Source organism: Flavobacterium succinicans, assembly GCF_001662485.1.
Taxonomy (GTDB): Bacteria; Bacteroidota; Bacteroidia; order Flavobacteriales; family Flavobacteriaceae; genus Flavobacterium; species Flavobacterium succinicans_A.
The window spans coordinates 410,481-422,176 of record NZ_JMTM01000017.1 but is presented as its reverse complement, the minus strand read 5'-3'; the positions used below and the strand labels follow the sequence as shown (position 1 = coordinate 422,176).

Here is an 11,696-nt window from a genome sequence, read left to right as displayed (position 1 = left end):
AATTGTTAGTAATTTTAAATTTATTGTTAGCCATATTTTAACAGTAATTTTAACAGATACAAATAAATCATAATAAACCTATACTCCATTGGTTTTTTATAAATTTGACAAAAATTTTTCCCATTGAAGAAACTAATATATATTATCCGTTTTTGTTTGATAATTAGCATTACTCCTCACTTATTGGCTCAGGCTCCAAAGAAAATTGTTGTAGAACATTCCGATTTTTTTAATGTCAATCAAATCGAAGCTCCTGATGCTGCATTGCTTACAGGAAATGTTCGAATGATTCACGATGGTGTAGTCATGACTTGCAACAAAGCCTACTACTTTGAAAAAGAAAATTATATTAAAGCCTTTGGAAATGTGCAGTTGGTTCAAGGAGACACACTTTTCTTAAATAGTAAATATGCGGAATATAGCGGAAACGTAAAAAAAGCGTTTGCCACGGGAAATGCCGTTATGAGTTCCCCTGATGCAACTTTGGCTACCGATACCATTAACTTTGATCGCAATACACAAGAAGTATTTTATAATACCAATGGAACCATTGTCAACAAAGAAAATACACTCAAAAGTAAATCTGGAAGGTATTATGTAACACAAAAGAAGTTTCAATTCTTGACAGCAGTTACAATTACTAACCCAACTTATGTTATCAAATCCAACCATTTGGATTATTATAGTAACTCGGGACATTCCTATTTACTAGGTCCATCGACTATAACCAGCAAAGCCAACTATATTTACACAGAAAAAGGATTTTATGACACCAAGAAAAATTTAGCTCATTTTTTGAATAAATCCTATATCAAATATGACGACCGATTAATCAGGGGGGACAGCCTATATTATGACCGAAATAAAGAATTTGCATCCGCAACGCGAAATGTAAAAATAACCGATTCCATTAACAGAGGGATTGTAAAAGGCCATTATGCTGAAGTTTATAAAAAACAAGATTCGATGTTCGTTACCAAGCGAGCCCTAGCGGTAAACTTTGTAGAAAACGATTCCGTCTATATTCATGGTAAAAAATTAATGATCACTGGAAAAGAAGGTAACCGAATCATTAGAGCTTTTAATAACGTTCGATTTTACAAAACAGACATGAGCGGTAAATGCGATTCTATCCATTCTAGCACCAAAACAGCGTTGACAAAACTAATTGGTAATCCGATTTTGTGGAATGCAGAGAATCAAATTACAGGTGACATCATGCATTTAATTGGAGATTCTAAAACCCAAAAATTAGACTCCTTAAAAGTCCTCAATAACACGTTTATCGTCTCGAAGGACACCTTGGGCACCGGTTTTAATCAAGTAAAGGGTCAGAATTTATTCGGAAAATTCAAAGAAGGAAAACTCCACGATGTTGACATCATCAAAAATACAGAAGTCATTTACTACATGCGAAATGACGATAATGAGCTTATTGGAATCAACAAAAACAAGAGTAGTAAAATCAATATTGTTTTTGATAAAAACACCATTGAAACCATTACTTTCTTCAAAGAAGTAGATGGCGATATTTTTCCAGAGAAAGATCTTCCCGAAAATGCTCGGAAATTAAAAGGACTCGTTTGGCGAGGAGACGAAAGAATCAAATCCAAAGACGACATTTTTCCTCCCGAAGAAAACTTAGACAACGAAAAAATTGCCAAACAAACTAAGGTAGCAAATGATCGAGCAGGTGTGCCCATTAAACCCCGAAAAGAAACATTGAATTACGACAAGAAGAAACCTGCAGCAAAGACCAAAAAATAGCTGAAGTTAATTTTAAGTATTCAAAACATCCATAATGAAATGAATCTAACATTTTATTTAAACTGAGCATTCAAAATGAATACAGATTTTATCAAATACCAAGCACAGACTTCACCTTACCCATTAGGAATGGAAGTTTCGCATGCCATTGGTTCCTACATTTACGACACAAATAATAAGAAATATTTAGATTTTGTAGCTGGCGTCTCAGCTTGCACATTGGGCCATCAAAACAAGCGTGTCAATGATGCTATCAAAAATCAATTAGATAAATATTCGCACGTAATGGTTTACGGCGAATATGCTCAAAGTCCTTCTGTGGCTTTTTGCAAATTATTGGCGGAACATTTACCAGAACCGTTAAAGAAAACCTACCTAGTCAATTCTGGAACAGAAGCTATTGAAGGTGCCTTAAAATTAGCAAGAAGAACCACTGGTAGAAGTCAATTAATTTCCTGTCACAATGCCTATCACGGAAACACTATGGGATCCATGAGTGTTATGGGATTTGAAGAGCGCAAGCAAGTATTTCGTCCTTTAATTCCCGATGTGGATTTTATCACCTTCAACAACGAAGCCGATTTAGAAAAAATAACTACAAAAACTGCCGGTATAATCCTCGAAACCATTCAAGGTGGAGCAGGTTTTATTCAACCAGAAAATGATTTTCTAAAAAAAGTAAGACAACGTTGTACTGATGTGGGAGCTATGATGATAGTTGACGAAATTCAGCCCGGATTTGGTAGAACTGGTAAGTTATTTGGCTTTCAAAACTATGACGTAGTCCCTGATATAGTAGTTATGGGAAAAGGCATGGGCGGCGGAATGCCTGTTGGTGCTTTTACAGCCGCACCAGAAATGATGGATTTATTGAGTCATGATCCAAAACTAGGTCACATCACCACCTTTGGAGGTCATCCTGTCATTGCGGCAGCTAGTTTGGCCACCTTGCAGGAAATTACCGAGACAAATCTCATGACAGCTACTTTAGAGAAAGAAAAACTATTTAGAAGTCTTTTGGTACATCCTTTGATAAAAGAAATCAGAGGTAAAGGATTAATGCTTGCGGCTATGACAGAACATGCGGAAATTACCAACGAAGTAATTTTAAAGTGTCAAGATAGAGGATTAATTTTATTCTGGTTGCTTTTTGAAGGCTGTGCTATACGAATAACACCTCCGCTAACTATTTCAGATGAGGAAATTAGAGAAGGTTGCGCCATCATTCTTGAGGTAATGAATGAAGTAGCATTGAATAAAAGCTTATAGTTTCCTATTGGATACTATAACACGACTAAATTTCGAAATCAAGCTTGTTAATTAAATTGTTCACAACAATTTCAAAAAAACCTCACACTAACACTAAGGTTACCTAATTTTAAATTAGGCAAACTCAAAATAATTTAAGTATGCAATTAAGCAACGAAGAAGAAGACTATAGCTTATCGCTATCCAAATTTGAGTCGATGTTGAAAACCAACAAAGTGTTCTTTTTTGACTCCGAAGAATTTGAAGAAATTATTCTTCATTACCTAGACATTGGAAAAGCCAACTTAGCTAAAAAAGCCTTAAAACTTGCACTAGATCAACATCCAAAATCTACTGGACTTAAACTCGTTCAAGTAGAAATGTTAGTTTACGATGACAAACTAGACTTGGCCGAAAAAATGCTAAACGAATTGTATGCCATTGAGCCTACAAACGAAGAGATTTTCATTCAAAAAGCTAATATTTGGTCCAAAAGAGACCAACATGAAAAAGCAGTTGAACAACTCCAAATTGCCTTAAAATACACTGATGATTATGCAGATGTCTATAATCTAATAGGCATGGAATATTTGTTTATGGACAATTTAGAATTAGCCAAACAAAGTTTCATCCAATGTTTAGAAGAAGATATCGAAGATCAATCTGCTTTGTATAACGTAGTGTATTGTTTTGAATTTTTAGATCAAAATCAAGAAGCAATTGCTTATCTCATCAAATACATCGATAGAAATCCGTATAGCGAAATTGCATGGCATCAGCTAGGACGCTTGCATTACAGCGTAAAAGAATACGAAAACGCCATTCGTGCCTTTGATTACGCCACACTAATCGACGAAGAATTTTTGGGCGCTTTTATGGAAAAAGCAAAAGCTTTAGAACGCTTAAAAAAATATGAAGAAGCAATCGTAAGCTACACTAGGACTATCGAATTAGATGATGCAACTTCTTATGCCTTACTTCGCATTGGAAAATGCCATGAAAAACTAGGAAATAAAGCATTGGCTCTAAAGTTCTTTAACCAAACCGTTCATGAAGATCCTTTATTGGATAAAGGTTGGATAGCCATCACGGATTTTTACATGCGTCAAAAAAACTACCAAAAAGCATTGTTTTTTGTAAACAAAGCTTTGGCAATTGACAATCAAAATCGTTTGTACTGGAAACGTTATGCTACCATTAATAAACAAATGAACTTCTTTGAGGAAGCCGAATTTGGATACCGTAAAGCAGTTGAATTTGGCGATTATCAATTAGACACTTGGTTGTTTTGGGTAGATATTTTACAATTTTTAGGTGAATTTGAAACCGCGATACAAACTTTATTACAAGCGGCAGAATTTTTTCCAGAGGAAAACGAAATTGAATATCGTCTATCTGGATTATATCTAATGATCCAAGACGATACCAAAGGAAAATTTCATTTAAGCAATGCGTTACGACTTAATTTTGACAACTATATTTTAATAGAAGATTTATTCCCAGTAGTTTGGAATCAAAAAATGGTTCAAAACTATATTGCAAAACACAAAAAATAACAATGATTGATTCTCTGAAGATGCGTTTTGGATTACTCGGACGCAATATTAGCTATTCGTTTTCTAAAGGTCATTTTACAGAAAAGTTCAAAGATCCCGTATTTGAAGGCTATACCTACGAAAACTTTGACATTGAAGACATTAATTATTTTACAGAATTAGTCAAAAACAATCCTGATTTAAGAGGGTTGAATGTTACCATTCCTTACAAAGAAGCAATACTTCCGTTTTTGGATAAACTTTCAAAAAAAGCAACTGCAATTGGTGCTGTAAACACTATTAAATTTACCAAAAAAGGAAACCTAAAAGGATACAATACCGACTATTACGGATTCAAAAAATCATTAGAACCGCTATTGCAGCCCCATCACACAAAAGCCTTGATTTTAGGCACTGGTGGCGCTGCAAAAGGAGTTGCTTTTGCGTTGGAAGAATTAGGGATTTTGTACACCTTTGTTTCAAGAGAAAACAAAGAAAAAACTATTCGCTACGATTTACTCAATGCAACTGTTTTTGAAAACCATACCATAATTATCAATTCAACTCCACTAGGAACTAGCCCGAATACCGATAATTTCCCAGACATTCCTTATGAATTCTTTACAGAAAAACACATTGCTTATGATTTGATTTACAATCCTGCAGAAACTGTTTTTCTAAAGAAAGCCAAAAAACGTGGAGCACAAACCAAAAATGGTCTAGATATGCTCATTCTACAAGCTGAGAAAGCTTGGCGAGTTTGGAATAAATAACAAAATATTTCTTTATACTTTAAAAACATCAAATGACCCGTTTGGTTTTTTTTGTTTTCAAAAACTAATCAATCAAAAAATAAAACACAAAGACTTAACAATCAATTCATTTTACTAAATTAGCTTCACATAAATTCAATCTTTATGAGAAAGCTGTTGTTCCTATTATCATTTACACTACCGACTGTAGTACTTATTGCTCAAGTCAAGAAAACGATTCGAAGTGAACAAAATCCTTTTTCTGAAGCAAGATTTAATTATTTTAAAGAAAGCCTTGTTTTATTTAACGAATACTTAGACACAAAAAACGGTACATATAACACCACCAACCTTAGGGTATTAAAACCCATCGGTAATCGCGCCTGGACAATTCGTTTTGACGCTCCTTTAATCTCAACTAACTCAAATACGATTAATAAAACAGGGCTAGGTGACATCAGCATTGGAACATCATTTATTCCTTATCTAACAAATAAATCAGGTATTGCTAGTAGAATCAGAGTAACTTCAAATTCTGCTAATAATCCAAAGTTTGGTTTGGGAAAATGGATAATTTCACCAGCTATTTTTTATGGAATTTACATCGGCGCAAACAAAAAAATGTTATTGATTTCTGACTTAGAGTATCAATATAGCTTTGCTGGTTCTAAAAATAGAGCCGATATTCGAACAACTGTCTTCGAGAGCACTTTAACTTATTCCTTTGCCAAAAACTGGATCAGTTCTAACGTAGCTTTTCGTTATAACGAGACTAGACAAGGATTCCAAAATAGTACATTTGTAGAATTCGGCAGAAAACTAACACCCGATTCTTTATTCTACATCCATCCAAGTCTAGCCTTTGGAAATCAAAAAGCGTACAATTACGGAATTGAATTTGGAGTAGTCATTTTATACTAAAATTGCCCAAACTTAATTTCTAACAAAAAGAAGTTCTTTTAAATACAGTATAATATCTGCATAAACTAAGGAAAAATTTTGCAATTAGCCAATCCTTTAGTACCTTTCGCATTCTTTAAAATTAACCTTAAACATTTTATAAAATGTTAGAAGAAAAACACGATAACCTGCCCGATGCAGATGGAAAACAATTATCAGAAGCTGTTGATAATCAAAATACTATTGAGAGTCAACCGAATAGTGACGTAATTCCTGCATCAAGTTCAAATGACTCAACTACTGCGAATCAAACAATTTTAGATGCCATAGCTAGTACCAATGCCGAAGAAAGCGAAGATGAAACGCTAAAAGAGCGTCACGACATTCCATTGCTTGATTATGAAGCATTGGATATGGAAACATTAGTGAACGAACTACAAAAATTAGTCACTAATGAAAAAGTAATGTCTATCAAAGAGCATGTTGAGGAGATAAAAAAAGCGTTCTTAGCCAAATATCATCATCTTTTAGAAGAGAAAAAAGAAGAATTTCAGGCTGAAAATACTGATCCTAACGAAACTTTTGAATATCATTTTCCCTTAAAAAACAAGTTCGATCAATATTACACCCTCTATAAAGACAATAAAAACAATCATTTTAAAAGTCTTCAGACCAGTCTAAAAAGCAATCTAGAAGCGAGATTAGCTATAGTTGAAGAATTAAGAAATTTAATTGACCCACAAGCCAATATCAAGGATACGCTGAAACATTTTAACGACTTGAGAGAGCGTTGGAAAAATGCAGGCCCAATTCCTAAAGACAAATACAATCACGTTTGGAACAATTATCATTTTCATGTAGAGAATTTTTATGATTATTTGCATTTAGATCGTGAAGCAAGAGATATTGATTTCAAACACAACTTAGATTTAAAACTCAAAATAATTGCTCGAGTTGAAGCATTAGTTCTTGAAGAAGACGTTAACAAAGCGTTTCGTGAATTACAAGATTTACATAAAATATGGAAAGAAGACATTGGACCTGTTTCCAAAGAACATCGTGATGAAATCTGGAATAAGTTTAGCGAATTAACTAAACAAATGCATGATAAGCGCGAAAAATTGTTCGAAAAACAAAGAGGTTCTGAGCTAGAAAACTTAGCAACCAAAAAAGAAATTATAGCAAAAATAGAACAATTAGCTACTGAAAAAGTTAATGCTCATGCGCAATGGCTCACACAAATCGAAAAAGTTGAAGTCCTTAGAAATGCCTTTTTTACAGCTGGAAAAGTACCTTCTGATGTAAATGAAGCAACTTGGGCAGCTTTTAAAACTGCGGTAAGAAATTTCAATAGCTTTAAAAATTCTTTCTATAAAGATATCAAAAAAGACCAAACGGAGAATTTAAACAAAAAAATAGCTTTAGTTGCCAAAGCAAAAGAATTACAAGAGAGTGAAGATTTTGCTACTACTACTCCAATAATGAAGCAAATTCAGGAAGAATGGAAACAAATTGGTCACGTTCCTAAAAAGTATTCTGATAAAATTTGGAATGAATTCAAAGAAGCTTGTAACCATTATTTTGCAAAGTTAAAGGAGCAACGTAATGAAGAAAACAGTGAGGAAATAGCCGCTTTCGAGAACAAAAAGGCGTATCTAGAAACTATAAAAGAATTTCAACTTATTGGAGACCACAAAACGGATTTAGAGGCCATTAAAAAACACATTGAGACTTGGAAAAACTTTGGCAAAGTTCCATTCCCAAGAAGGCATATCGAAGGCAAATTCAATAAGATCTTAGATGCCTTGTTCGACAAGTTGAGCCTTAGCAAAAAAGAAACCGATATGATGCGTTTTTCCAACCGTATGGAAAATTTATCAGAGAGTAATGATATCCGAAAACTAGACAATGAAAAGATATTCTTGATGCGTAAAATTGAAGAAGTTCAAAACGAAATCTTTCAATTAGAAAACAACATTCAATTTTTTACTAATACCAAAAATGCTAAGAAAGAAAATTCAATAGTACTTGAAGTAAGAAAGAATATCGCCATTCACAAGGAAAGTCTTGAAGTATGGAAAGAAAAATTACAACAACTTCGTAATTTAAATTTAGAATAATAATTACTTAAATCCTCAACCACATGGTTGAGGATTTTTTTTTATGATTAAAATGTTTCACCTCTCTTCCTCCTAACGCCTCATTAATCATCAGGATTAGTGTATTTTTTTCATCAAAATAGTTTATCTTTTTATGTACAGATTTACAACTTGTCCGTCTATAAATTATACAAATAAATCCTATTCTCATAATTAATATACAACTGCTTGCGGTTGCCTTGTTGTTTACGAGTAATGATCATCAAAGTACAAGCATCACCATTTTCGTCCTTGCATTCAAAAGAGTAAATAATATCTGTTTTGTTTTCGTCTATTTTACCATAGGAAAGAATACTATACATTTGAAGTAGTGGAGTATACACCACAATTCTATGTTTAGTAATATCTAAGGTAATTGAGATATTGATTAAATCTAATTCAGACCATTCGCCCCATTTCCCTTTTTCATTTTTTTCCAAAACACTGTAGCCCGAAGTTTGAAACTTGTAGGCCTGTGCGTTCGACAACTGAAAACAGAAAAACAGTGCAAAAGACAAAAATAAAATAGTAGGTTTTGACATGGGACGTGTTTTGAATTGGGGTTAAAATTGGAACTGTCCCATTTCAATTTGGGCTTGCTGAAACTCGGCAATCATAGTATCAATAATTTCTTTTACAGGTTGAATCTCGGTGATTAATCCTGCAATTTGACCAATTTCTAATTCCCCTTCGACCAAATCACCTTCAAACATCCCGCGTTTGGCTCGGGCTCTACCAAGCAAAGCAACTAACTCTTCTTTGGTCGCGCATTTTGCATACAATTCCTGAACGTCATTATAAAACTTATTTTTCACCAAGCGCACAGGCGCTAATTCTTTTAGCGTAAGTTGGGTATCTCCTTCTTTTACATTGACGATTACTTCCTTGAATTTATCGTGAGCTGATGATTCTACCGAAGCCGCAAAACGACTTCCCACCTGAACACCATCGGCACCCAAAGCCATGGCTGCAAGCATTCCTCTTCCTGTGGCAATTCCGCCCGCAGCAATCAACGGAATGTTTATCTTTTGCTTCACCATCGGAATCAAAGTCAATGTCGTAGTTTCCTCTCGACCATTGTGTCCGCCCGCTTCAAAACCTTCGGCAACAACAGCATGTACTCCGGCTTCTTGTGCTTTTAATGCAAAAATCGAGCTACTAACCACGTGTACTACAGTTATTTCTTTTTCTTTCAAAAAAGCGGTCCAAGTTTTGGGATTTCCAGCTGAAGTAAAAACGATTTTAACGCCTTCCTCTACTATGATATTCATAATTTCTTCCACATTCGGATACAACATCGGAACATTGACACCAAAAGGTTGGTTTGTTGCTTTCTTGCATTTTTGTATGTGTTCTCTAAGCACCTCAGGATACATAGAACCCGCGCCAATGATGCCTAATCCTCCCGCATTACTCACGGCACTAGCCAATTTATAGCCACTGTTCCAAATCATTCCTCCTTGAATAATTGGATATTGTATGCCAAAAAGCTTTATAATTGAATTCATTGAATGTAAATTAATATTTAATGATTTTTCCTTGAACAGAAAAATTATTTCCTTGAATTGTGTATAAGTACATTCCATTCCATAAGGTTTCTACAGAAAAAAAAGTAGTTGTTTTTGAAAAAGGAACTTCCATTATTTTTTGTCCCAAAAGCGAATAAATAGTAAGTTGCGCCTCGTCTACTGTTGAAGGTAAAGTCACATAAACCGTTCCTTTGACAGGATTGGGATACAAAGAAAATGAAGCATCTTCAGTATCTATTGTGGCTAGAAGTCCTTTATTTACTGCCGCACTAAAATCGGGAATTCCATAGCCTAGTTGTGGCGTTGGAGTCAAATATTTATCCGAAGATTGAATAATTAAATTTCTAATTTCCTTATTTGTTTTATCTGGGAGAGCTTGCCATAAGCACGCCACCATTCCTGCTAGAATTGGACTCGAAAACGAGGTTCCGTTGGCTGTTCCAATGTTCCCTAATTCATTCGACACTACAGCAGCTTGACCTTGCGCCATCACTTCTGGCTTTACCCTACCATCAAACGAGGGACCAATTGAACTAAAAACGGCTCTAGTTTTCGATGCATTAACAGCACCTACCGCAAGCACAGAAACCGCATCTGCCGGAGCAGCTATATTGGGATTGGATGTGTTTCCTGAATTTCCTGCAGAAGCCACCACAATCATGCCTCTACTAAAAGCAATTTCAGCTCCTCTACTTATAAACGCAGTAGCTCCATTCATGTCAGCGTACGTATAGTTGTACTTGGGGTTATCAAAATCAAAGTAGCCCAACGAACTATTAATGATATCCACTCCCAAACTATCTGCTTTCTCTGCGGCCTCTACCCATAAAGTTTCCTCTATAGGATTTTCAGAAGCATCGTTTTCGGTAACAAAAAGATAATAAGACGCATCAGGAGCCGTTCCTACCAAGGCTTGGTCTTGATTCCCACCCATAGTCGAAACCACCAACGTACCATGATTGTCACCAGTATAGTAATTTGCACTTCTGTTTACATAGTTATAACCACCCAAAATCTGATTATTATCTCTCAACTTTTTAAAGGCCAGTTGAGTGTCCACCCCAGGAAATCCAGCATCTAAAACCGCTATAATTTTACCGCTACCCGTGTAATTTTGTTGATGCAATAAATGTCCATTCAACATCTGAATTTGATTGGCTGAAGTGCCATAATTATAATTGATTGCGGTGTTGTATTTTTTTTGAACCTGCTGATTTTTTGATATAGTAGCATTTTTTCCACTCGCATTTAAGGTCTTATCTGCAAAGCTGATTTTAGCAACAAAAGTTAAATTTTTAAGGTAATTAATGTCCGCTTGAGTACCGCGAACATGCAACGCATTCAACCATTTTGATTGCCCCATTACTGTAATTCCAGCAGATTCTTTTACCGATTTTTTATAAGAAGCTGGAATGGGAACATCCTTACTATCTAAAGCGATTTTTTGTCGCGTTCTTCTATCAATAGCGCGCTGTGAGAGCATCAATTGAGGATTATCCAAATAATTCTGGATATTGGTTTTATCACCAAAATACACCCAAGCATCTTGTTGTGAAAAGACCAAAAATGATTGGAATAAGAAAAATAAAAAAGCTATTTTTTTCATGTCGAAATGTACTCAAAAAATCATTATGAATTAAAATATTAAGATTTTTTAGGAGCACAAAATTTGGGATTTCATCACGTTTGATTCCGCTGTCCTTCCTGTCTTTTTTTATACCTCTCCGTCTACAAAGTTGGTCAGGTATACAAAAAGAACATTCCCTCCCATCGGGGCTATGGGAGTCTAACTCCTTTTCAGAAAGAATTAAAAAATAAAACAACCAA

9 protein-coding genes are annotated in these 11,696 nt (G+C 34.8%); 6 read left to right on the top strand and 3 right to left on the bottom strand.

Translation table 11 applies throughout. The features are described 5' to 3' along the window. The first annotated feature begins 123 nt into the window (after positions 1 to 123). The 6 genes from FLB_RS04025 to FLB_RS04000 all read left to right on the top strand — a co-directional run bounded on the left by FLB_RS04025 (position 124) and on the right by FLB_RS04000 (position 8,322). Entirely contained in the window at positions 124 to 1,767 is a 1,644-nt protein-coding gene (locus FLB_RS04025) for an OstA-like protein (RefSeq protein WP_064714663.1), read from the top strand. A 75-nt stretch (positions 1,768 to 1,842) separates the two neighbouring features. Further along, positions 1,843 to 3,036: an aspartate aminotransferase family protein gene (locus FLB_RS04020; protein WP_064714662.1), complete on the top strand. Its 1,194-nt coding sequence runs from the start codon at positions 1,843 to 1,845 to the stop codon at positions 3,034 to 3,036. Between the two features lie 140 nt (positions 3,037 to 3,176). Then, positions 3,177 to 4,571 carry a tetratricopeptide repeat protein gene (locus FLB_RS04015; protein WP_064714661.1) on the top strand — a complete coding sequence of 465 codons (1,395 nt, stop codon included), beginning with the start codon at positions 3,177 to 3,179 and terminating at the stop codon, positions 4,569 to 4,571. Positions 4,572 to 4,573: 2 nt separating this feature from the next. After that, positions 4,574 to 5,323: a shikimate dehydrogenase family protein gene (locus tag FLB_RS04010; protein WP_064714876.1), complete on the top strand. Its 750-nt coding sequence runs from the start codon at positions 4,574 to 4,576 to the stop codon at positions 5,321 to 5,323. A 144-nt stretch (positions 5,324 to 5,467) separates the two neighbouring features. Continuing rightward, on the top strand, positions 5,468 to 6,223 hold the full coding sequence (locus tag FLB_RS04005; RefSeq protein ID WP_064714660.1) for a hypothetical protein: 756 nt from the start codon (positions 5,468 to 5,470) through the stop codon (positions 6,221 to 6,223). A gap of 143 nt (positions 6,224 to 6,366) precedes the next feature. Beyond that, on the top strand, positions 6,367 to 8,322 hold the full coding sequence (locus tag FLB_RS04000) for a DUF349 domain-containing protein (RefSeq protein WP_064714659.1): 1,956 nt from the start codon (positions 6,367 to 6,369) through the stop codon (positions 8,320 to 8,322). A 158-nt stretch (positions 8,323 to 8,480) separates the two neighbouring features. On the opposite strand, the gene FLB_RS03995 is transcribed toward FLB_RS04000, so the two are convergent. Genes FLB_RS03995 through FLB_RS03985 form a run of 3 tightly spaced genes read right to left on the bottom strand, consistent with a single transcriptional unit; the run spans position 8,481 to position 11,475 of the window. Next, on the bottom strand, positions 8,481 to 8,882 hold the full coding sequence (locus tag FLB_RS03995; RefSeq protein ID WP_064714658.1) for a hypothetical protein: 402 nt from the start codon (positions 8,880 to 8,882) through the stop codon (positions 8,481 to 8,483). Positions 8,883 to 8,903: 21 nt separating this feature from the next. Beyond that, positions 8,904 to 9,848 (bottom strand): NAD(P)H-dependent flavin oxidoreductase, encoded by a 945-nt coding sequence (locus FLB_RS03990; protein WP_064714875.1) that lies wholly within the window; start codon positions 9,846 to 9,848, stop codon positions 8,904 to 8,906. A gap of 10 nt (positions 9,849 to 9,858) precedes the next feature. After that, positions 9,859 to 11,475, bottom strand: a complete 1,617-nt coding sequence (locus FLB_RS03985; RefSeq protein WP_064714657.1) for a S8 family serine peptidase — start codon at positions 11,473 to 11,475, stop codon at positions 9,859 to 9,861. Between the last annotated feature and the right edge of the window lie 221 nt (positions 11,476 to 11,696).